Annotated in this window: 17 protein-coding genes; 9 read left to right on the top strand and 8 right to left on the bottom strand. The window is 48.9% G+C overall.

Going from position 1 to position 22,612, the window contains the following annotated elements:
* The first annotated feature begins 325 nt into the window (after positions 1-325).
* From BGO59_RS28120 to BGO59_RS28140, 5 genes are all read left to right on the top strand, one after another.
* Positions 326-688 carry a VOC family protein gene (locus BGO59_RS28120; protein ID WP_293689333.1) on the top strand — a complete coding sequence of 121 codons (363 nt, stop codon included), beginning with the start codon at positions 326-328 and terminating at the stop codon, positions 686-688.
* A 55-nt stretch (positions 689-743) separates the two neighbouring features.
* Complete coding sequence (locus BGO59_RS28125) at positions 744-1,166, top strand: hypothetical protein (protein WP_293689335.1); 423 nt, start codon at positions 744-746, stop codon at positions 1,164-1,166.
* A gap of 561 nt (positions 1,167-1,727) precedes the next feature.
* Positions 1,728-2,495: a DpnI domain-containing protein gene (locus tag BGO59_RS28130; RefSeq protein ID WP_293689337.1), complete on the top strand. Its 768-nt coding sequence runs from the start codon at positions 1,728-1,730 to the stop codon at positions 2,493-2,495.
* A gap of 284 nt (positions 2,496-2,779) precedes the next feature.
* Positions 2,780-2,986 (top strand): hypothetical protein, encoded by a 207-nt coding sequence (locus tag BGO59_RS28135; protein ID WP_293689339.1) that lies wholly within the window; start codon positions 2,780-2,782, stop codon positions 2,984-2,986.
* Entirely contained in the window at positions 2,983-3,837 is an 855-nt protein-coding gene (locus BGO59_RS28140; protein ID WP_293689341.1) for a DUF3037 domain-containing protein, read from the top strand. The genes BGO59_RS28135 and BGO59_RS28140 overlap by 4 nt, the downstream gene beginning before the upstream one ends.
* A gap of 70 nt (positions 3,838-3,907) precedes the next feature.
* Here BGO59_RS28140 and BGO59_RS28145 read toward each other — a convergent pair whose 3' ends face one another.
* Positions 3,908-5,281, bottom strand: a complete 1,374-nt coding sequence (locus BGO59_RS28145; RefSeq protein WP_293689343.1) for a neutral/alkaline non-lysosomal ceramidase N-terminal domain-containing protein — start codon at positions 5,279-5,281, stop codon at positions 3,908-3,910.
* Between the two features lie 516 nt (positions 5,282-5,797).
* Between BGO59_RS28145 and BGO59_RS28150 the strand changes: the two genes are divergently transcribed.
* Positions 5,798-7,237 (top strand): hypothetical protein, encoded by a 1,440-nt coding sequence (locus BGO59_RS28150; RefSeq protein ID WP_293689345.1) that lies wholly within the window; start codon positions 5,798-5,800, stop codon positions 7,235-7,237.
* A gap of 288 nt (positions 7,238-7,525) precedes the next feature.
* Here BGO59_RS28150 and BGO59_RS28155 read toward each other — a convergent pair whose 3' ends face one another.
* The 4 genes from BGO59_RS28155 to BGO59_RS28170 form a co-directional block, all read right to left on the bottom strand.
* On the bottom strand, positions 7,526-8,032 hold the full coding sequence (locus BGO59_RS28155; RefSeq protein WP_293689347.1) for a hypothetical protein: 507 nt from the start codon (positions 8,030-8,032) through the stop codon (positions 7,526-7,528).
* A 3-nt stretch (positions 8,033-8,035) separates the two neighbouring features.
* The gene (locus BGO59_RS28160) at positions 8,036-8,512 is read right to left on the bottom strand and encodes a hypothetical protein (RefSeq protein WP_293689349.1); all 477 of its coding nucleotides are present in this window, start codon (positions 8,510-8,512) and stop codon (positions 8,036-8,038) included.
* A 161-nt stretch (positions 8,513-8,673) separates the two neighbouring features.
* Positions 8,674-9,159, bottom strand: coding sequence for an ImmA/IrrE family metallo-endopeptidase (locus BGO59_RS28165; RefSeq protein ID WP_293689351.1), 486 nt, complete (start codon positions 9,157-9,159; stop codon positions 8,674-8,676).
* A 58-nt stretch (positions 9,160-9,217) separates the two neighbouring features.
* The gene (locus tag BGO59_RS28170; protein ID WP_293689353.1) at positions 9,218-9,583 is read right to left on the bottom strand and encodes a helix-turn-helix transcriptional regulator; all 366 of its coding nucleotides are present in this window, start codon (positions 9,581-9,583) and stop codon (positions 9,218-9,220) included.
* Positions 9,584-9,679: 96 nt separating this feature from the next.
* Between BGO59_RS28170 and BGO59_RS28175 the strand changes: the two genes are divergently transcribed.
* Genes BGO59_RS28175 through BGO59_RS28185 form a run of 3 tightly spaced genes read left to right on the top strand, consistent with a single transcriptional unit; the run spans position 9,680 to position 17,371 of the window.
* Positions 9,680-10,828, top strand: a complete 1,149-nt coding sequence (locus BGO59_RS28175; protein ID WP_293689355.1) for a hypothetical protein — start codon at positions 9,680-9,682, stop codon at positions 10,826-10,828.
* Complete coding sequence (locus tag BGO59_RS28180) at positions 10,825-14,466, top strand: hypothetical protein (protein ID WP_293689357.1); 3,642 nt, start codon at positions 10,825-10,827, stop codon at positions 14,464-14,466. Before BGO59_RS28175 ends, BGO59_RS28180 begins: the two co-directional genes overlap by 4 nt.
* 19 nt (positions 14,467-14,485) lie before the next feature.
* Positions 14,486-17,371, top strand: coding sequence for an RNaseH domain-containing protein (locus tag BGO59_RS28185; RefSeq protein ID WP_293689359.1), 2,886 nt, complete (start codon positions 14,486-14,488; stop codon positions 17,369-17,371).
* Here BGO59_RS28185 and BGO59_RS28190 read toward each other — a convergent pair.
* The 3 genes from BGO59_RS28190 to BGO59_RS28200 form a co-directional block, all read right to left on the bottom strand.
* A complete protein-coding gene (locus BGO59_RS28190; RefSeq protein WP_293689361.1) occupies positions 17,368-18,501 on the bottom strand; it encodes a Wadjet anti-phage system protein JetD domain-containing protein in 1,134 nt (377 codons plus the stop codon). The genes BGO59_RS28185 and BGO59_RS28190 overlap by 4 nt on opposite strands.
* Positions 18,502-18,588: 87 nt before the next feature.
* Positions 18,589-22,026 (bottom strand): ATP-binding protein, encoded by a 3,438-nt coding sequence (locus BGO59_RS28195; protein ID WP_293689363.1) that lies wholly within the window; start codon positions 22,024-22,026, stop codon positions 18,589-18,591.
* Complete coding sequence (locus BGO59_RS28200) at positions 22,010-22,609, bottom strand: DUF4194 domain-containing protein (RefSeq protein ID WP_293689365.1); 600 nt, start codon at positions 22,607-22,609, stop codon at positions 22,010-22,012. The genes BGO59_RS28195 and BGO59_RS28200 overlap by 17 nt, the downstream gene beginning before the upstream one ends.
* Between the last annotated feature and the right edge of the window lie 3 nt (positions 22,610-22,612).

Here is a 22,612-nt window from a genome sequence, read left to right on the forward strand (position 1 = left end):
TGGGCACTGTTCACGACCTCCCCGTCGGCTTCTCCCTCATCGCCGGAGCTTATCGGGAAGGGCCATTACTAGCAATGGGTTATGCCTATGAACAAGCTTCTAAAAAACGTGAGCGGCCAACGTTTGTGGAGTCGTTGAGTATGAACAAGATTTGAAACCTATATCATGAACGGGGTAAGTCAGATGCTCATTCACTCATCCAGGCCAATATAGCTATGTTCATAAACACATAACTACCTGCTATTTTTAGGCAATCACTAAATCATTCCGGCATTAATAGGTTTTGCATAGTACTATTTTATACCTTTATCCAAAACTAGCTATTATGTATAAAAATTGGGTACAATGGTTTGAAATACCGGTTTATCAGTTCGACAAGGCCAAAGCATTTTACGAGGCCATATTTCAGGTCGAACTACAAGTCGTTGATCTGGGTGCACTGACGATGGCCATGTTTCCGCCTGAAATAGCATCGGGAGCCCTTTGCCAGGGAGAATGGTATCACCCCTCCTCAGACGGAGTTACGCTGCATGTGTCTGTTGCCGATATTGACAAGGCTCTACAACAAGTCGAGCCGCTGGGTGGTCATGTTTTACAAGCAAAAAAACAAATATCGGCCGAGTTAGGCTACATGGCCCTTATAAACGATTGCGAAGGAAACCGCCTGGCCTTGCGTGCTCCATACTAACTAGCCCTCTATATATTGATCAGAGCCAATACTTCAGCAAAAGATTTAAAGATGTATGCAGATAGAAGACTTATCAGCACAGACGCTCGGCCGGATCAAGCAAAGCCGTTGGGATCGGATTATTGAGAAACACGAAGGCCCCGAAACGTGGGAGTGGAAGTTTAAAACGTACTCGCCCGACGATATGATTTTCCGCTGGCACCCCAACTTCGACCCGGTTGCCGCTCGCCCACAGTTCCTGTCGATAGGTGATGATTGGATACTTTTACCCATCAGCCGAAGCCACCATCCGAACATCACCATTCTACATCACTTTCGGAGCGAAGACCACGCCAAGTTGGTTGTCTACCTCAAAGACACTACCTACGACGATAGTCTGTTCGGAGCCGGATTTATCGCCATTGGTGGCCTCCAGCCCGAAGGCTTTTACCTGACCACACTATACCATGAGTGGTTTATTATTGATTACGATGCATAGGCAAAGGCTACATTTGGCAAGGAGGAGTCATCATAAAGTGCAGTGATAGTTTATTCCCCATTGCTATACTGGAGAAGTATTCCACCTTTTAGACCATATAGGCTTGTTCGTTACCTTAACATGCTGCTGAGTAGTAGCAAATCCTTTTTTCAGGTAACGAATAAACGTATCGAAATCGTCGATCAGCAGGGAGGATGTGAAATCGTAGGGAATAGGCATGAAACTTTCTTTTGATTATCAACCAATTAACATCACAGAGTAGCTTATACTCACTATACAAAAACCGGTATACGCAGGCAAAAGGCATAAATTATTTATTAAATTCTTTATACTTGCATAGCTATTAACATATCCATACTTTGAAGCTAACAAACCCCTTTCTAAAGTGGCCTAGAGGTAAACGACGGTTCGTTGAAAAACACTCTGGCCTAATAATTTTAACGTTTAAATAGTTTTTTCTTCTCTGGTATCAAACTATTTTTAACAATTTAATTAAACGAAATTTTTCTATTATTTTTTTGTAAATGATCAACGCACTTTTAGATCAAGTGTTATATCATTATGAATCTGGCCTTTGATATACCAATTGCTGGCAGTTATAAAAGTGCCTCTCAAATAGCAAGAATACTCACTGAGAATTGGGTACAACACAATATTTATTGCCCTTCTTGCGGTAACGATAATTTAAATGCATTTCCCAACAATACTCCCGTTAGTGATTTTTATTGCTTAAAGTGTAAATCTGAGTATGAATTAAAAAGTAAAAAAGATTCTATCTCGTTAAAAATTGTAAATGGAGCTTACAACTCAATGATTGAAAAAATAAATACCAATAACAACCCGCATTTCTTTTTTCTAAACTACTCAAGTAGTTCTTATCAAGTAATAAATTTCTTCGTAATCCCAAAACACTATTTTATATTTGACGTAATTGAGAAACGTAAACCCCTTAGTCATAAAGCCAAAAGGTCAGGATGGACTGGATGCAACATTCTACTTCAAAACATACCGAATTCAGGTCGAATATTTTTTATTAAAAATGGCAAAGTAGAAGATAGAGAAGCAGTATTAGAAAATTGGCGCAGAACATCGTTCTTATCAAAGCAGAAACCAGATAAAAGAAGCTGGACCATTGAAGTAATGAAAGTAATTGAAGATGTACCTACACAAAATTTTACGCTTAAAGAAGTTTACCAAGCAGAGAGTTTCTTTAAAAAGATATTTCCTGAAAATAATTTTATTAAAGACAAAATAAGGCAACAACTTCAAATTCTTCGCGATAAAGGTATAATTGAATTTAAAGGTAATGGAAATTATTATAAAATATAACTCAATTCTTTAGAAATTTGATTTGATATCTATCAAGTTATATCGCTCTTTTCGGCACTATCTTTGCGTTTGACAATCTGGTCAAGAACCTCGACCGGGGTGGATTTCGTACCAAGCCTAATCTGCTGATTAACGATGATACGCTAATTCTGATAGACCATGAACAGATATTTCCTTTCGCCAATGATACGCTTGCAACAGACCCTTATGTGATGCCTCCGTTTGATCGGGCCACATGGCATTACCAATACGATAAGCATCTGTTTTATCCGTTACTTAAACGGATGTCTGCCTCTGAAAAAGCAAGTGTTTTTGATACATTCCAGTATTTTCTGGAAAATCTGTCACTGATTTCGCTAGATGCATCGGCTGCCGACTTAACCCACGAAGGGATTGAAATCGGAAATTATTCCGTTATTCGCGATCATCTATTGCAAACGAAAGCGCATGCTGGCGAGTTTTGTAGATTCTTAACAACATTAATCGCGTGAACTCAGTCTTTTACTATAGCCTCCTGCAATATCGGTACGCCCAGTCGCTGGGTGAGGTACTGAATGTTGGCGTGTTGCTACTGTTTCCTGAGCAACGCACCGCTACGTTTCTTTACCCCGAACGATTAGGTCGTATTCGGAAGCTTTACCCTAAATTTTCCGAGAAAGTCATCCGCTCTTATTTCAAGGGAATTGTTGCCCGGACCAATCAATTAACCAAACAGCCGGAAGTCTTTGCGGATTACGAAGCCCATCCAAGACAACTGATTGATAACGAAATTCTAATTCGGGATAGCAGCGCGTTACAGTTTGGCGAATTAAAAACGGCTGTGTTGTACACAGAAGACCTAACGGCTATTAGTGAACAGTTCTATAAACTCTACCTCTCGTTTTATGAGGAGAGCGAACATCAGGTTCGTCATGACGAGAGCTATTTGCTGAAAGAATACCAGAAACGGCTTCAGCGTCAGCTCAAGGGGCTATTGTCACGTGAAGCGTTTGACCGGCCCGTCACTGTAAAGCCAGAGGGTACAAACTTTACGTATCAATTCGCATTTGCCTGGCAAAACGGGAGTTTTAATTTGGTTAAACCCGTGAGCTTCGATTTGAAACTAGAGCAGTCAATTACGGACAAAGCGACCCTTAATGTAGGGCAGTTTACGCTTTTGCGCCCTTATGCTGAGCAACGTAACGCCCGCTTCGATGTGTTGGTAGCTCGGCCCAAAAATAGGCAACTATATAAACCGTACGATCACGCCATTCAACTTTTGGCCGATCAGCCGCATGTCAAAATCGTTGAAGAAGAGCAGTTGGATAGTTACTCCGAAAAAACAGCCGAAGCGTTAACGTAATCATTGGCCTTTCAGCCGCCTATTTAATGGCGGATAAGCTTTTTCTACCTGAATAAAAGCCTCAAAATCATCACGGTTTTAGCTGAAGGCTGGCATACAGCATGTCGAGGAGACCGTTGACAATGGCGGTTTCGGCAAAACCAGGCTTGAGTCGCGATGAAACGACTTCAAACGTATAGGTACCAAACGCGGCATCGTTAGGGATATAACCCGACCGGGCAAACCCGTTGGTCAGCGTCACCATCATCGTGTTGGCAACGGGTGATTCTTTTTTCAGGCGGGTCCAGATGGGGCTGAATACTTCTCCGTTGACGGCCGTAAACGCAATGTCGCCCACCCGAATCAGGCCAAGCCGGATCGGAATGGAATCGGCATCTTCATACACACCCGCGTAACCTGCCCGTCCTTCGTCCAGCCGCTTACGTCCGGGGCAGTTAATTACGCGCTGATCGGCCTGAACAATCGGATTGCTTATTTTTCGCTTGATGCCCCGCATGGTATGTAGCACCTCTTCGCCCAGCAGTTGCCCCATCGATAGCAACATCTGTTTTTGCTGCTCCATCAGTTTAATTACTTTGGGGTCGTTCCGGTCCAGTCCTTCGCCACCGGGTGGCATTTTATTGCTAATGTCGATACCCCGTTTAGCGTACTCTTTAACGCGAATTTCGCGCAAATCGTAGGTCTGCTGGTAATAGATTGGGTTCTGATCGCCACAGGCACCCGTCGACCAGAGGGCTACCGTTTCATCGTCGAAGTTGTTTTCCAGATACCGCGACGCGGCTCCCGGAACATCTCCGCTCACCTTGTCGAACATCCCGGAAATAACCCCGTGCATGGCGTAATTGTAATAGATGGCAATGGGTTTACCGGCCAGCGATTCGAAGGTAACCACGGCCACCGTTTTGTCGGATGGCCCATCGTAATTGGGTCCTTCCCACCAGCGCCGGGTTTCGGGGTCGATAATGTTGCGGTTTACATTAATATACGATACCCCTTCGCCATAGCCTATGCGGGCAGGTTGCAGTTTGTCTTTCGCCAGTTTAACAGCGCTGGCAATCCTGGATTCAAAAACATCCCCGCTGATTCCGAACGGTACACTGTGTGTATGCGTAGCCGTGAGCTGAATGTTTTGGGTAGAGATGCCCGATATGGCTTTGATTTTTGCCAGAATCCGGTCGGCCATTTCATCGTTGATTCCCCCAATATCCACCGATACGAGGGCCACGGTATTGCTGCCATTGTTGATGACAACAGCCCGCGAGTAGATGTTATCGTTGATACCATAGTATGGTTTTTTCAGCTCGCTCAGCGCAGGCGTTATGTCTACTTTAGCCGCCCCTACCGAAAGCGAAGCCGGTGCAGCCGACTGCGCCATTACCAGGTGTATGGTACTAACTAGCCCGATAATCAGCAGGCTTATCTTACAGTTTAGCAGCTTTTTCATAGGTTTAGTCGTTTAGGCTGGTTAGCAATCAAAGGCAGATTGACCATAAAGATACCCAATAATCAGCCTGGTGTATGGTCTCCATTGGGCAATCTCTCCCTCACCCACTCCTCACGTAACCGTCCCTGCTCAATGCAACAGTCGTTTTAGTTAAGCTGCTGAAACAGGTTACGTTCCTCATCGGTCAAATACGGCAACCCTATTACGGGCGTTGACTCGCCGTCAAGGGATTACAGCAGCTTAGCTACAAAATCAGTTGGGACCCGCTCAACGATGCAACAGTACCACCCGAGCTTAAGTCGCAACTGGCAGGTTTGTATGAGGCTGTGCGAAACCGACCCAACCGGCGGCAGGTAGAGCAGTTACAGCATCTAGTTCAGCAGTACCCCAACGTACCTATCTTGAAAAACTACCTGATGCTGGATTATGAACTGACGGGGCAGAAGAGCCGCGCCCGCGAGTTGCTGGACCAGACCGTGAATCGGACCGCCGAAGCGGCAGCATCCGCGCTACCTGATGGGGCTGACCAACAAAGCCCATCAGTATTTACAACAGGACGATACCGAGAGCGTAGAGGCACTATTCGGCGGTCCACCAACCGACATTTCGCTGTTTTATCCCGATCGGTCGGAGTTTCACGTATCGGAGGTGGCTAACTTCACGCACGTAGCGTTTGCCTATGATCTGGCAAAAAATAAGCCCGACGCGGCCGAAACCCGGTTGCGGCTGCTGACCGAGCTGGGCTATCATACCAAAGAGCAATTACGGTCGCTGAAGCAGGAACTGGATTTTGCCCGAATGCGCTACAACCTGAGTCAGTTGCAGGAAGGTTTGGCCAATGCCATCAACATCGAAGGGTCGTTTCGGGCGGGCAACCAACAGACTAACGAGCCACCTGTTTTTCAGCACCCAGAAATTCAATGGCTTTATCAGTACGGCTATACCATTCCGACCGATAAAGTTGCGACGTTGCTGGCCCTGCCACGTCCGTCGCTCACGACCGATTTGTCGACCGTATTGCTTGATACCATCTATCGGTATGAGCATTTTCAGGAGGAAGATTGGGATGAGAAACGGCATAACTTCGCCAGTCATGCTCTGCTGCTGGCTACCGAGTTACAGGCCCACGAGTGCCTGGAGGCCGTGCTGGAAACACTTCGGCAGGGGGGTGATTTTCGGGAGTTCTGGTGGGGCGACTATACCGATGATTTTTATGTACCGTATTTCCGACGATTGCTGCCTCAGCAGGCCGATGCCCTCAAGGCATTCATGCTGGAGCCAGACGTGAACACTTATTCGAAAAGCACCATCTCGAACGCCTGGGAACAGGCCGTGCAGGACTATCCCGAATGGAAACCCCTGGCACAGACCTGGTACGCCGATGTGTTTGCCTATTTTCTCAACCATGCCGACGATGAAGACCTGCTCGATGCCGACCTGATTGCGTTCATGATCAGCGACGTAACGACGTTGCATCTCACGGAACTGATGCCCCTGATTCGGACGGCCTATGCCCGCAATCTGGTTACGCTGAACATTCAGGGCGATCTGGCTGACGTAGAGCGCGAAATGATCAAACGGTCGCTGCCGCCCGACCACCGACCGCTACGTTCTATACGGGAGCAGTACGAATACCTGCGCGATCCGTCGGCCTGGCACAAAACCCATCCTGACCCGGAACTGGAAGCCTGGCGCGAAGCCCGTAAAGAGTATTTGCTCAACAACCCGAAAGAAAGCGAATGGGATTTTCTGGACGACGAAGATGACGATACGCCCCCAAATGGTGCGCTGTTCCCGTCGCAGCGAAGTAGCTACCCTATGCCACGCCAGGTACAACCCACACCCGGACGTAACGACAAAGTATCGGTTCGCTACACGGATGGGAAAGTGGTTAAGGACGTGAAATATAAGAAGGTCGAAGCCGATATTCTGGCTGGGAAATGTGTATTGGTGTAATCGATTATCTATGTCCTGAAGCGATTATGTAAACATTGGGTGTAGGACAAGTTTAGTATATGGACTTGTAAAACGTTTTTTCGACAGGATTAACAAGATTTTTAAGGATTTATTTTTCAATAATTAACGCAATAATCCTGTTAATCCTGTCGAAAAAAGAACTTGTCCTATACCCAATTTCCCCGTTGATTGACCGCATACAGATCCCCCGCCCCATGAGCGGTTGTTGAGTAGCAAATGAAGCTATCGAAATCGTCGATGAGAAGAAGTCGTAAGAAGTGGGGATAACTAACGAATGGCTATGTTCTGTAGGCTCCCTTTCTTCAGCTCAATGCACTTTACAGCAATTCTTTTTAGGGTTACGTTGTATTCCTTTTCAATGAAACTGATCAGAATATCCATGTTGCGGATAGCGCGGGCAAAGTGCTTGTCGTACGTGAAATGAGCGGATGCTACTTTGTTGGCCCGATCTTCGTTGCACAAATATCGAGCCCGACGGGCTAACCCCTGCAATTTGTCGTAAGCCAGATAGTTTGTTTCTGACAGCTTCGTCAGGGATAGTTGATTGAATGGATTAATGGCTTCATCGACCTGCTGATGCGAACGGAAACTCAAACCAGATTTTTGGGCCAGATGTGCGTTAATCAGATGAACACCGACGTAGAAAGCGGCTGTTACCTGCCAATCCCAGAATGGGTTTAGTGATTGATTTGCCTGCTCCAGAAAATCTAAATTTCGATTGGCCTGAGCAATGTGTTCTCGCTTCGGCGATCCGATGAAAACTCGCCACGCCAATGCTTACTTGAGAATAGATTGATAATGAGAAGGGATAGACAAACAGTCACTTTTTTCGACAATAGTCGAAGACAGGTAAAATCCGTATTGACTATACTGAGCGTTAATTTTGGCTTGCGCCAGCCGAAGCTGATCTTCCATCGACTCGTCGTCATCGTCGATCTCAGCCCATACCAACACACTCGCATCCGAAAAATCCATAGCCAGTTGGCACGGCTCAACCTGACGTTGTTTTAGTTCGTTAACGTAATCCAGAATTAGGCGCCCTAGAAAAAAGCGTGAACTCTGAATACGGGATGTAAACGCTAGATCAGTAGCGTCAGCGGCTGCCATCCGATGGTAAAAATCCTGTTTTTCGGTAGTGGCCGTATTGGTTTCCAGCGACATCCGATCCACCCGAAGATGGTTCATAAACCCATCGAACCAGGCCCGCATTTGGTCATTAAGCTGGTGTTCAGTCGATTGGGCTATGGGTGTCATATAATAAAGTGGATAGTTTTTTTGATGATACAGTTGACTATTCTATGATACAAAAGTAATACCGGTTTTGATTTTACCTACCTCATTTTATCCAACTGTATCACTTATGAAACAACTAATCTCACAAATTGGTTGGCTGGAAGCTGATAGCGTAAGCTACCCTATTGAAGGTTGATACGTAAAATCCGACTTCTGTATTGAACCATCTGTTCACTCGCCGTATAATGCTTGCAAATATCTTCTTTACACATTCCTTGCTGTATTGCCCATTCTAGTGCCCGTTTGGGCAGTTGAAGGCAAGCACCAAGATAAGCCGCTTCCCGTTCGTGAGTCGCATTTTTGATAACTACCCCTGTATCAGTATTCAGTTCATTCATTGGATGTTTCAGTAGCACGTGACCGAACTCATGCATCATATTGGACTGGTGCCGGGCCGCAGAACAAGCAGGGTTATACAGGATAGTCAGCGGCTGTTGACAAATAATTACAGCAAACCAGGTTGATTGACTCTCCAGCCAGTGAGCCAACTTCAGTTCGGCATTAGGCAGTTCCGTAGGGGTGAGTAGCGTTGCGTTGTAATCGATGGCAAGTGTATGGGCGGGTAACGGATCGAAACTCTGCAACCCAAGTCGATGCCGTTCGTTCACAGCAATTGCCTCACAACGCTGTCTGAATTCGAACGATAGCAAAGAATTTTTATTGATTCTACTCACCTTTTGCGGTTTGTCCAGGTAAATGCCCGTAAGCAGCTTTAATCAGAGTTGCAAGTGTGTTTGCGGCAGTGGGGTCGAGTCGTTTATCAGCTCTCAACAACAAGGCTATAGATTCCGACGTATCCGGTGGTTCCGCAACCGATTCGTCTTCCTGAACAAATAACTCAGCAGGTGCTATGTCGAGCCAATTACATAGGTGCAAAAACGTGGTCAGATCGGGAATCTTACCGTTCTCAATTCTCGACAACGTAGAAGGGCTAACCTCTCCTATCTCATCAGCCACCTCACGCAGCCCCCTATCCGCCCGTTTGGAGCGAAGAAGTGCCGCCATTTTTTCGATATTTACGTGATATGCCATGTTTCTCCAAAGAAACGACCATTTCCCTATTGACACAAATCAAAATTATTCTTTCATTTGTAGCACAATTGTTTCACAAAAGAAACGAGTCGTTTTATGAACGAAGTTGATGCCTTCAATTTATTGATTATAGGGTTGAAAGAGTTTTTCGACCGGCCCGATAATGAGCCCTATCCATTACCCCAAAATTTAGCCCGGGCAACGCAGATTCTTTTCCAAACAGGCCAACTGCCTCCAACCTTATGGCAAATGCTGCAACGCTGGTCTCAGCCAGTACAGGACTGGTGGCCTGAAAGCTGGTACATTCCCGACAATTTTGATCCGACATTTGGCCTGGTACGCGAGCGTTCGCTAACCGAAGAAGGCCTTTCTTACTATTATAACGTGCTAGTCGGAAAAGCGGCTATAACGACGTCGTATCGATTCGAACACACGCAGCATGCGCTGGATAATTTTCGCTTTCAACGCCTGCTTAATGAGTTAAAAGCAGAACGTGAGACAGCACCTGAAGTCGGCCAACAGGCCATCGATGCTGTTTACACGCAGATACGTCGGTATCTGATCGAGCATCCGTTTACAACAACAGCGGCTATTCGTCAGGCTTTCTGGAAGTCGCGCAAAATTGTCCCAATTGAGGATGTAAGTGGCTTGTATGAGGAATGTTCAGACAGTACTACGCAATGGCTTTGCCATAGGTGTGGACCACTTCATGGGCAAAATGGTCGCCTACATGGGGTGCAACCAACGCGCTGTAACAACCATACGCACAATACGACACAGGCGGTACCCTGGGAAGCGGGTATGCTTAGAATTCGACCGGGTATTCACTGGCAGGTTTATTTGCCGGGCGTACCGGAGTTAAAGCTGTTGGCTGACCTTGAGCGGATACAGACGACACACAACCACGCCATTCGCCAACTAACGCTCTGGCCCATGCTGGATCAATACGATATACGGATTGAATTTTCTGATGGTACAGCTTGGGCTGTCGACATCAAAGACCATCGCAATCCCGTTCGGCTGGCGAGTACACTAACTATTCTTCCCGGCATTGGCGCGCTGGCTTATCGGGCCGGGTTTTATGTAATTCCTGATGACCGCGCCCAAAGCGATCAGATCTATATGCGTCTACTTGGGGAGAACGCCCAATTACCTGCTTCCATCTCGATACTTACCCACAGCCAGTTTGTCGAGCGCGTTACACAACATGCACGCGCACTATCCACTAAACGTAAAAAAGCATGAGACAGTCTACGTTACTAATTGCCCCCGATGACTGGCAGGATAGGATCGACTATCTACACGATACGCATGGCCTGTCTGGGACAGACGCTAACATCCTGCTACAAGTTGAAGTAGCATTCGTGCTGATGGAAAAGCTAAATCTGTCCGACGAACCTATCACGGCGGCCTGGGTCTTGTTGAGCAAAGCGCCAATAGCCGATATTCGACTGAGAAAGCTATCAGCAACGCAGAAGAAAGCCTGGGCCAATGGACGGCAGTTGATTCCATACCCGGAGAAGTTCAACTGGTTGAACGCAGTGCGCGATTACCAGCGTCTTCCCCTTCACCTCAGGATGTACATAATTACAGAAACGGACTTCGATACACAGTACATCGACGCGGCCAAACGTCCACCACACGAGCGTGAACAGCAACATGAACACTTGTATGATAAATGGTTGAGCCAACAACTACCGTTTCGGCAGCGAAATACTCATCCGTATACTACACAAGCGGGTTCGTACAAAGGCTCCGGTCAGGTGCAGATCAATATCGGCAACACTCAACTCCAAACCGAGGAACGCGACGTTCTCTTTAACCTATCGCCCGGGTCGATCAGCAGTCAGACGAAACCGACATGGTTGTCTCCACCTGCCGTACGCGCCCCTTTCCAGGTCGATATGGCCGCGTTTACGGCGCTGGCACAACACCTGGATGAGTGCGAGACAACGCTAGCCCGCCGACTACCCATTACGCCCAGAAACTGGCAAAAACGCCTGTCGGAACTACGTTGTCATATCATTGATTCGGCGGGCAAATTACCCCCTGATCCAACCTCGACGTTTACGATTCGCGGATTTATGCATTTGGCAGGCATGGTGTCGTCCGGCAAATCAACGCTGGCTTCGCTGTTGGCGGCTCACATCGTCAAGGATCACCCCGAGAAACGAATAACGCTTCTTGTCAGCGACGTGCAGACGGCGATTCAACTGGCAAATCAGATTAACGAATGGTTCTGCGACGATCCTGATACTGATGCTCCGGTTGCGGTTCCCATTTTCGGGCGGAGTTCGCTGCATACGCATATGCGCGGCTTTTATGCATCGACTACGTACCTAGCCTACGCACAGTGCGGGGCATTCCATTGGGGTGAACGCTGGCTCAATTCCCTGTGTCCGCTGCAATACCACATCAGCGATAGCGACCGGGTCAACGTCATGCAATCAAAATCGTTTATTCCCGGCACTGAGCCTTGCCAGATTATACAGCTTGTTGACGAAACGAAAAAGGCAGAGAAGAAGAAGCCAGATAAGTCAAAAAAAACGAAAAAGCTTAAATGTGCCTGCCCTTACCTGCCCGTTTGCCCGCAGTATCAGTTGTATCGGGATTTACCGACAGCCCGGGTCTGGATTACGACGCCGGGCGGCATGAGCAGTGGCACCTTACCCCGACAGCTCGACAGTCGGCCTATTCGTGTGGGGGAACTGGTTTACGAGCAGTCGGATGTGGTCGTTTTCGACGAGGTCGATACGTTGATTAACTGGTTCGACAATCAGTTTGCCACACTTGTCACGCTAACGAACGGAAACGACGGTATTCTCGACAAGATCACGGTCAACGCTGAAGAATACGCCGTGCAGAACCGTGGAAATATGCCATCAGGTACGTTACGCTGGATTGGGGCCGAACGGAATGCGCAGCATATCGTTTCGTCGGTATTGACCCTGCTTCACCGGGCAAATGGGCAATCAGTTATTCAGCAGTGGGTAAGCCGCCACTACTTTACCCCGATGACGTTGTTTTATAAACTATCACGTCGACTAGCTGGCTTTGCCGAGTTTGACGACCGCACGTTGTCTCTGGCAGAGCGTCGTAGGCAGGATACCGAAACACAAACCATTTTCGACGTATTTGCCAGTTTTCTGAATGAACCGGACCCGCTGCGCCCAGACCGACTGAATGAAGCAGATGCGGCTTTTGAACTTTGTACAATTCTGAATCAGATTAACAGCACTGGTGATAATGCAACCGATAACGTAATTCTACTTCGCTGCCAATCCTGGATACGACGAACGTTTCCCAAAACCGAACAACGACTACAAAAGCTGAAGGAGCAGATTACTACGTTTCAGCAGGACACAAGTCGCCCCAAATACCAGCGGGAGTACGAGGTTGATACGTTGAGTACGCTGGCAACCCGCTTGCAGTTTGCGTTGACGGTAACGTTGCTCGACCGGCACACCCGCATCGTCTTCTTCGACTGGACCAACCGGCCAGCTACAATTCAGCAGAAGTCACCCAGCTACCGAAACCAAACAACCATGCGGAGCATTCTTCCACTGCCGTTGACAGGGCGGCAGTTTGGCACGTATTACGCCAGTGGTACGGTTCGCTCCGACCGACAACCCAGCAAGCAAACTAATACACTCAATCTGTTTGCGTATACGAACATTGGTCGTGACTACGTCCTGAACCTCCACCAACTCCTGACGGACTATACGGGTCAGCCTGGACCGGCAGTACTGGCCATGTCCGGTACGTCATATTTGCCGGACTCAACCACCTTTCATGTAGGCAAGCCCGATGGTGTACTATTGCCAGACCAAAAAGCGGTTCGGTTGATTGGCCGCGAGAGTCAGTTTGTCTTTATGCCGCAGCAGGGTGAAGACAACAAACCGATTCGGTTATCGGGGGCAGGTCCTGACCGAGTCCGGCAATCCATCAACCAACTATGCCGGGCGTTAGTCGGGCAACGCGGGAAAGGGCAACTTCACGACATACTCAATGAACTGACGCAATTAGCCGCCAGTGATCCCGAACATTGGGCCGACCGTCAACGCCTATTACTGTTCGTCAACTCGTATGAGCAGGCGCGGTGGGTAGCAACTGAACTACGCCAGCACTGGACAGCGAAACAGGACAGCATTCGGTATGTCGTGCCTGACCGAAACGAGGCCATTGCAGAACCAGACGAAGCCGGACGGCATCTGACCGACGCGGCTATCCGCCGGGCCGACATCGAACAGTTTTCCCAAACAGACGGCACCATACTGGTAGCTCCGCTGGCTGCGGTGGGGCGGGGTCTAAACATTCTGAATCAGCATCGTAAGGCTGCGTTCGGTGCCGTATTTTTTCTGACCCGACCCTACCCGCATCCCCATGACGCGCAAGCTATTGCCCGCGAAATGAACCGGCGCGCGCTGGACTGGGAAGCCGACGAAACGTTTGGCGCCTGGCAAACGGGCGTTGGCTTACTGGGCAAAGCGGAAGCGGCCCGTAAGAGTGCCGTTCATTACTGGCGTTCGGTCGAGAATCGATCTTATTACAGCACCCTACACGACGACCCGGAACTACGCGCCCGACCGCGCCGGGATTTAGCCGCAACGACGATTGGCTACATCATTCAGGCAGTTGGCCGACTCATTCGGGGCAACGTACCGTTCCGTGCTTACTTTGTTGATGCCGCCTGGGCTCCTGAACTTGCCGCGAACCCGGAGGCAAAAGAAACTCCGGAAACGAGCTTGCTGGCGGCTATGATTGATTTGCTGGCCGAATACACGGATGAGGACCCAATCTGCCGGGCACTCTACCAGCCACTGGCCGATGCGCTGCTCGATACCACATACAACGGAAACCCCATCAACTGGAAATTGCGATAACCCTTCACCTATTTACACCATGCTAACAGACCGCGTTCAACTGGCCCGCTTCGATATTAACGCCGAAGCCCTTGCCAATATGGCTATTGCCATTTTACCTTTTCCGCACCAGCCGCTCGTTCAGCAGTTTGCAGAGGAACTTGCCCAGCATAAAAAGAAGACTTACTTTCCAAACCGGCGACTCAACAATGCACTGCTGGCCTGCACCAATTCCCTGACGCATGGTTTTGAAGCAAACGGGGATAAGCTTCGTGCGCTTACTGTGCTGACCGACCCGCAGCATCAGCCGTTGACCAATCCGGCCCGGCTATACGAACTCTTAACGCTTGGATTCGAGCAATGGGCTAAACAAATAATAGCCGAAACTAAACCAACAAATCCGGCCATCGTGTCGGCCTGCGAACGATTCTTGAACAACATTGAAACGCCACCAGCCGATTGGGACTGGCGCTATGCCGATCCAACGTCGCTCATTACGAACTACAAACAGGAAGACGCGCTCATCTTTACGGCTATCCCCAGTTTGCTGGCAACCCTGTTACATGGCAAGACGATGACCATCGACGTAGGAGATCGTAGTCAGGATATCACATGGCGCCGGGTGCAGGGCAGTTGCACGGACAAAACCGGCTTATTCCTGGTCAGTCAGCCATTTAAAAACCAATACCTGGATCGGTCGGGAAAGGAACAGACTGGCTATTTTGCGTATCGACTCGATTTTAAGGTTCAGACGCAGACCGGACGGTTCAATGAACAGGGCAAACTCAAACCCTGGGTGTTTATGTGGCTTAGCTGTCAGCGATACGCCGACGAATCCATGAGCGACGCCAGAAATAAGCAGCGCCTATCAGTACTGATGGCGATGAATCAAAGTCGAATCGACAATTGGTCATTGGGGTCGGGCCTGATACGTCTGCAAACAAAACCATTTCAACACACGCATACCAAAGAATGGGACCTGGAGTGGGACGATGGCCTGCCTGATCTGTTGAAAGCCTTCAAAGCACGGCCGCTTGTGAAGCTGCAAGACTTGCTGACGGCCCCTACCGAACAGGCAAATTTTCTTGGTGATCCGTCGTGTGTAAAAGACGAATACTACATTATCCATTCAGAAGGATACAAATACACAGCTGAGTTTGGTAAAGGTAAAGGACACAACCATAGGCTTCATACGGGCTTTTCAAACAACGAGCGGGGGTCTGTTTTCGAGGGCGTTATGGCACTCCTCAACGGCATTTTGATCCCGCACGAGCCACTTACGGCAGACATAAAAATGCCCACTCGTAGCCCAAAGCTGTCGTGTCTTTACTCCCGCGAAATAGTAACCGATAAGCCCACAGTCGGTGGTCCGTTGCTGCACGATGCCATCAAACGCTCGGCCCCCAACGGTACGTTACGAATTGCGGTTATCTACGCGAACAGCCAGCGAATTTCATTGATCAATGAGCAGTTAACCACTTTATTAAGCCTTGATAAGAATGCCCTACCTGAATCTAATACCGTTCAGATTCAGCACATTCTCCTGACAGACCTTACATTGCTTAACCCGTTGGAAGCCCCGAAGGGGTTGCCAATGAAAGACCTGCGCGACACGTTCCGAAAAGCACACAACCAGAAACAGGCTGACTGGCACACATTCTTATCGGCTGCACTCGAAAAACAACCCTTTGATTACGCCCTGATTGATTTGGGTGATGAAAAGTCGACAAAAGTGTGGAACACGTCGCAGCGAAAAATACGTGGGGCTGTCCGGGAAGCGTGTATTGCCCTCGGTATTCGGTCCCAGTTTATGCACTCCGTATCGGCAACAAAACTGCAGGATAGCGACAAAGAGGAGCTTTTACCAAAAGACAAAGGGCGCGTACTGAACGCTCTGTCCGATCTGATTATCCGGCAGAATGGTTTGCTGTTTGGGTCACCTGCGGCTTTGTACATAAAAGCAGGACTTCAAGCACCGTTGGCTCAGCAAACCGAGATAGTTGCGCTCTACCACCATCGAACAACCACGTTGTACGGCGACGTCGACTATGCATTGGCGGTCCGGCTAACACCCTCCGGTCAGTGTTACGTTCAGTTGCACGATCAGCCCAACTGGATACCTTATTCCGGCGCAGCCAAACAACTGGGTGATCACTTCATAGTGGCCCGAAAAAATGAATCGTTCCTCAGAAACGGTGGGCAGAAAGTGGGCAGCAGCGATATCAAACTGACGCCCGAACAATTTGCGAGTTTTGCGGCTCGGGTGGTCACGTCGCTGGAGCAACCGACAATTCTGGTCGTAGAAGCTGAGTACTGGCGTAATGCACGTGGCGGAACCATCTGGCCTCAGCTGACAAATGATACGTTGAGCCAAACCACCAACTGTATTGACTTCCGGCACGTACCCAATGTAAAGCGGATGATACGACGTACCGACGATGATATGGTCAACATGCTGGGAATTGTACGGATGCGGATGAACGCCGAAACGCCCCAGTACGTACCCTTGTCCGTGAAATCACCTGGGAAAGACTTCACCTCGCTCAGCGGCTTCTGCGAAACCGTATCGGGCGGCCTGCTCCATTATTTCTCTATTGGGCAGATACCAACTACACAAGTCCCCAATAACCGAAAAGGTATATATTCGCTTACTAAATTCGACCGCTTGTCGAATGCGAAAGACCCCAAATATGATGTGTATGGGTCGACTATTGCCTTCAAGCATCAGCAAGTGGTGGAGCTAGTCCCTTTCTTCGTTCGCGATGACTTGTCTTCCTCAACGGGCCAACGAATTTTATGCCGCATACCACACCTTCTACGCTTCTCGCCAGCCTGGGACACCGGCAATACGCTACTGCCTTACCCCATGCATCTGGCAAAATGCTTGGTTGAAGACTACGTATGTGTACTGGGTGTTGATGCTTAAATCATAGAGGAGAGCGTATTACCCACCCACTCCTCCCCCAACCGTTCCTGCTCAATGCGCCAGCCATTCTGGTTCAGTAGCTGAAATAATGCTTGCTCGTCATCCGTCAGATTAGGCAACTCAGTCACCGAAACCTGCTCGCCTTTTCCTCGCAGATGCTTATGGGCATCGAACGTAGCGCGGTCCATAAGGAGGGATTGCGTTTGGGGGAAATGTTTGCGGCACTGGTCCAGTATCTGAAAACCGTGGGCGTCTAGATCGCCCCAGTAGTAGAGTTGCTTGTCGAGGAGCCAATCGGTACCGCCCAGTAGCGTAACGGCGAAGCCACCACCCCAAATGGCGATACTGTCGGGGAGGTTTGGGAAGGTCAGAAAGGAGGTCAGGTTTTCGATGATGAATACGCGGCTTCCGCCCAAGCACAATGTGCGAAATTCGCTTAACCAGACGCTGATGTGCGATAACGCGGGATATATACGCAGGTTTTCATCCAGAAACCGAATCTTAACTAACGATTCTTCTACATACACATGAAAGCGTTTGTAAAAATCGGTTTCGTCAGCATTCAGATGGTCGGGAATCAGGTGATCAAGCAGGATACGTAGCACGGGCCGGTTGGTCTCAATGAACTTGGTTGGTACTGCAATCGGCAGGCTTCGCACGTATTGCTGAGGCTTCGGATGTTGCAGGAAATACGTAATCACCTTCAATAAATCGGGCCATTTATCGGCCTGTTCGATGACCAGTTGCGGCATTCGCTCCAACAGCGGCAGTAACATTGGCGACGAAATCCGAATCTGTTCGACATTACGTATGAAGCGCTGGTATTCCGCTTCTTTATCGAGAAAATACAGAAAATCGGCCAGTGTGTCAACGCTGATTTTACGAATTTCACTCTGCCCGGTTTTGGCATTGAGTTTTAGATCAAGCGTGTAGCCACGCCCCGTTTTGTTTTTGGCATTCAGTAACAATTCCCGCTGCTGCTCAAAAATAGCATCCATCCCGCCCCGGCGATCCAATGTTTTATTGACCGGAATGACCATTGGAAACAGGTCTTCGCCCGTAAAATAGGCTTTCAGAACCGCTTCGTATCGGCGTAGGGCTTTACGGTGTAGGTCGGCAAGGGTTATCATTATTTATAGATGTAGAGACGTAACACCTTACGTCTCATGACCGGATGGTTTTCTTACACATTGCTGACGCATATGAGACGTAAAGTATTACGTCTCTACGGATAACAACGTTTCTTTCTGTTCACGATATTCCAGAATCGGGATGTCGCGGACGGTCGATTTGCGCCGGTCGCGCTGATCTTTCGTAACCCAGTGGATCACCGAGACGTCGTTTTCGAGCAGATGAATGGAGGTGAGGGGTGTTACGACCATTAGTTGCAAACCTAGTCCCTGACAAAGTTGCAGCAGGTATTTCGATTTATCTTCGTCCAGTTTGCTGAACGCTTCGTCAACGACAATGAAACGAAATGAGCGGTGGTTGGCACGATCACTAGACCCACTAGTACGGTGGATGCCAAACTGATGCGCAATGGCCGCTCCCAGCACCGTGTAGGCCAGTTGAGCCGCTTCGCCCCCCGACAAACTGCCTGAACTGTCGTAGCTACCGCCGGGCTTGGGCGTCTTATCGGTCATGAAATATTCACGTGCTTTAAACTCCGACCAATTCCTGACGTCGGTAACCTCCTGCCGCCACTTTTCATCGGCTTGCAATTCCCGGATAAAGGGCTGAATACGGCTGACGAAATGCTCAATTTCGGCCATTCTAGGATTATCGGCCAACGCAATCTGCGTGCGGTCTGGCTGCCAGCCGTTGAGTTTACCAAACCGAAAATCTCGGATGCGTGGCTTTCGGCTGTCTGTACGCTCCAACTGAATGTATGTATCTGGATTGAGATTGAAGGCAATGCTACGTAACGACTCGTTGATCTGATCGACGGTTTCGCAGATGTGCTCGTGCTGTAGCTCCAGCGAGTTGCAGTAATCGGTCAACGCTTTGGTAGCCCCACTTTTAAACTCATCGTGGAAACGGCTTTCCAGTTCCACGATGTTCTCGTCCCGAATCTGTTGATACCGGTCGATGTATTCGGGCAACTGGTCGATTTCGGTTTTCAGATCATACGTATCGCTATCCCAATCGGTGAACGTAGCCCGGATTTCTTTGGAAGGCGATTTAAACATGCTCATTGCCTCCCGAATACGGCGCTCCTGACTTGCTTTCTCGCTTTGGAATTGACGTAACGTATCGTTCACGCGCTCCATGAACGCGTCTTTTTGTCGACCAAAACGCTCGTAAATCAATTGGGCGCGCAAGTCACGTGTCAGGTCATTCAATTGGGATAACTCCGAATCAAGGTTATCTGAATCGAAATTCTCCAGAAAATGCTCAGCCGCCTGTTGCTCATTGGCTAACGTTTGCCTCTGTTTTTCGGCATCCCGAAAATCATCGCGAGTCTGGTCTTTTTCCGTCGTCAGCTTCTCAATCGTTTGCTTCAGGTTTTTCAATTGTTCCTGCAAGGTTTTCAGCGTCTGATTCGAGTTTTCCAACTCGGCCTTTTGCTTCAACAACGCACTGATTTTAAGTACATCAGATTGCCAGTCGATCTTCGGAAATTGTTTCATTTCCAGAAAAATCGACAATACGTTTTCTTTATTTCCAATAGTCGAAAGCTCTTTTTCGATGCTACTCAACCCCTTTTCGAGTTTACCGATGCTTTCGTTCAGTTCGCGGGCGCTACGTTGTTTTTCGCGAAGCAGCTCCCGATTATCCCAGCCCAGCAGATGCCGATGGGCTGGCGAATCATCCCGCTCATGGCGATCTTTATTCCGGTTCAGCCCAGATGGCAACAAGGCTCGTTCGGCCCGCTCAAACTCCACCTGACTTTGCGTACATAGGTAGTTGAACCGACCCGCAATGTGGTTTTCGACCCAGCCTGCATACTGGCTTTTGGGGTTGAACGCCAGTTTGGTGACCAGGGCTCGTGGATCAGGGAAAATAGGCCGGGGCGGTTTTCCCGTTACGTGGTGAAAAACAACCTTGCCTTTCAGATCGCGGTGGGCGTTGAGGTACGCATTGACCGCCGAATAGTACGTATCGGGCACCAGCAGACACAAGCCGAGGCTATGGAGCACCTTTTCGATGGCATCGTTCCAAAGCGGTTTTTCGTCGGCCAGCACTTCCACAATTTCGGCTACAAACGGAATTTCCGCTTCGGTAGCGCCGACAGCGTCAATGATTTCCTGGCGGATTTCGGCCGGGCGCCCCGTCACTTTGCCGGTACTATTCAGCAACTGCGTAATCTCGGCGGTCAGCTTACGAAACGTTTTGTTTTGCTCGTCCAGCTTCGTCCGAGTGGTGTATTTCTGTTCATCAAGCCGCTTTTTATCGTCGGCCAGCGACCTTTGCAGAGCCGTAGCGCGTTCAATGTTATCCAGGAAAGCCGCTTCGTCGGGATTCTCGGTAAACCCCAGCGAACGGTTCAGTCGATTGTAGTCCCGAATATTCTTTTCTTTCTCCGATTTCTCTTTTTCTGCACCACGAATTTCCTTTTCCAGATCTTTAATTTGCTGGGCTACCTGGTTGTTTCCCAATCGAATTTCCAGCTCAACGCGTTTGTCGTCAGCTTCCTGTAAGTGCTGCTCCTGCCCGGTCAGTTTATCGCCCAGCCGATCTAGCTCGCGTTCCTGCCGATTCCGTTCGTCGGCCCATAACCGCACCCGCTCACGGGCAAACCAGGGTTCAAGCAAACGTTGATTATCCGTCGTTTCCCGAATGCGTTGTTGCAACTGCTGATAGTCATGATTGAGCAGATGAATAGGTTCGAGCAGGTTTAATTGCGTGCGGGCTTTTTCGAGTGCCTGATAGGCCGTTAGCAGCGTTTGGTAATTGTCCATCAGCTTTTTGAACGCCCCTTCGGCATTGCTCTCTTCGAGCATGTTGGTCCGGATAAACTCGTCCAGATCGCCCAAAACTTTCATTCCCACCGTCTGGTTGAATAGCGTGAGGGCCTTTTCACTCCGCATCCCGAACAATCGCTGAAACGCATTGGCATATTTCGGAAATGCCTCAAAATCCTCGATCCGGTCGCCGTATTGCCGTTTCAGCTTACGAAGCCAATGCCCGTCGGTGCTGAACTGAATATGTTCACTGATGGTCAGTTCGAGTTTCGCCACCAGGTATTTCCGTTGCAGGCCGCTACTGTTGAACCATCGAATCTGCACCAACGTAATGGGTACGCTTCCGGCACCTTCGTTCGCAAAGACACCCAGCAAAATCGAATACGTATCGGCCCGGTTCTGACGCAATTTCTCTACCCGGGCGTTTTGCTGCTCTTCGCTTTGGGTCCGTCCGTAATGTCCCTCTACGTATGATTCTTCCGTACGTTCCTTACTACTTTTCGCCCCTGATGACTGATTGAAAAATCGTTTCTGCGGATTGACCAGCAACGCCAGCAACCCATCGACCAGCGTGGTTTTGCCTGACCCGTTGGCACCCGTCAGCAACGTATTTTGTCCATCGAGCGATAACTTCCAGATGTCGCGCCGGCTGGTGCCTTCATGAAACGTTCCCCAATTAAAGACCTCCAGTGTTTTGAGTCGATAGCCCGGTCGTACCGTAGCCTGCTGCGTATCAAATAGACTCCACATAGACCTGTAGTTTATTCCGGAATTCTTCGAGCTTTTCGTTGGGGAGTTTGGCTTTCAGAAGTGGTTTTACTTCGTATTGCGTATTATCTGGATTTACCTCATCCTTACGCGTCTGTTTCAACAAGCCAATATCGGCCAGTTTCTCAATCAGACTGTCCAGTTTACCAACCAATGCTTTACGGTTCGGCTGATTTTTGAAGAACAGTTCGATCCGGTCACGAACCTGTTCACGCGTTACAAACAACCGGTTGCTACTCAGGTGACTACTCACAGCAAACGCTGCCAGTTCATGTTCTTCCAACCATTCTCGCAGCAGGATAGCCAGCAAACTTTGTTCGTAACTCAACGCCACCCGGCGGATAAGTTTGATAGGTGCGTTCGATTCGTCATCAGCTATTTCTTTCTGCACCAGACGCGCATACCCCTCGCGTCGGTTGAGATCGAGCGTAACACCAATGACCTGAAAATAATCACGGATGGGCGTTTCGTACTGGTCGAGCAGTTGCCAGTAGGTACGGTCGTCATCGTAAATCGCGTGCGACTGTAGGAGTTTAACAATGGCCGATGCGTAGGGTTTGGACATGAG

It is taken from the genome of Spirosoma sp. 48-14 (genome assembly GCF_001898575.1).
In the GTDB taxonomy this organism is placed as follows: Bacteria; Bacteroidota; Bacteroidia; order Cytophagales; family Spirosomataceae; genus Spirosoma.

What these genes read in the sequence shown, in the direction of transcription:
- BGO59_RS28160 (WP_293689349.1), bottom strand. Translation starts at nt 8,512, where the DNA reads ATGACACCCATAGCCCAATCGACTGAACACCAGCTTAATGACCAAATG.
- BGO59_RS28150 (WP_293689345.1), top strand. Translation starts at nt 5,798, where the DNA reads ATGGGGCTGACCAACAAAGCCCATCAGTATTTACAACAGGACGATACC.
- BGO59_RS28175 (WP_293689355.1), top strand. Translation starts at nt 9,680, where the DNA reads ATGAACGAAGTTGATGCCTTCAATTTATTGATTATAGGGTTGAAAGAG.
- BGO59_RS28200 (WP_293689365.1), bottom strand. Translation starts at nt 22,609, where the DNA reads ATGTCCAAACCCTACGCATCGGCCATTGTTAAACTCCTACAGTCGCAC.
- BGO59_RS28180 (WP_293689357.1), top strand. Translation starts at nt 10,825, where the DNA reads ATGAGACAGTCTACGTTACTAATTGCCCCCGATGACTGGCAGGATAGG.
- BGO59_RS28130 (WP_293689337.1), top strand. Translation starts at nt 1,728, where the DNA reads ATGAATCTGGCCTTTGATATACCAATTGCTGGCAGTTATAAAAGTGCC.
- BGO59_RS28190 (WP_293689361.1), bottom strand. Translation starts at nt 18,501, where the DNA reads ATGATAACCCTTGCCGACCTACACCGTAAAGCCCTACGCCGATACGAA.
- BGO59_RS28125 (WP_293689335.1), top strand. Translation starts at nt 744, where the DNA reads ATGCAGATAGAAGACTTATCAGCACAGACGCTCGGCCGGATCAAGCAA.
- BGO59_RS28120 (WP_293689333.1), top strand. Translation starts at nt 326, where the DNA reads ATGTATAAAAATTGGGTACAATGGTTTGAAATACCGGTTTATCAGTTC.
- BGO59_RS28170 (WP_293689353.1), bottom strand. Translation starts at nt 9,583, where the DNA reads ATGGCATATCACGTAAATATCGAAAAAATGGCGGCACTTCTTCGCTCC.
- BGO59_RS28185 (WP_293689359.1), top strand. Translation starts at nt 14,486, where the DNA reads ATGCTAACAGACCGCGTTCAACTGGCCCGCTTCGATATTAACGCCGAA.
- BGO59_RS28195 (WP_293689363.1), bottom strand. Translation starts at nt 22,026, where the DNA reads ATGTGGAGTCTATTTGATACGCAGCAGGCTACGGTACGACCGGGCTAT.
- BGO59_RS28135 (WP_293689339.1), top strand. Translation starts at nt 2,780, where the DNA reads ATGTCTGCCTCTGAAAAAGCAAGTGTTTTTGATACATTCCAGTATTTT.
- BGO59_RS28145 (WP_293689343.1), bottom strand. Translation starts at nt 5,281, where the DNA reads ATGAAAAAGCTGCTAAACTGTAAGATAAGCCTGCTGATTATCGGGCTA.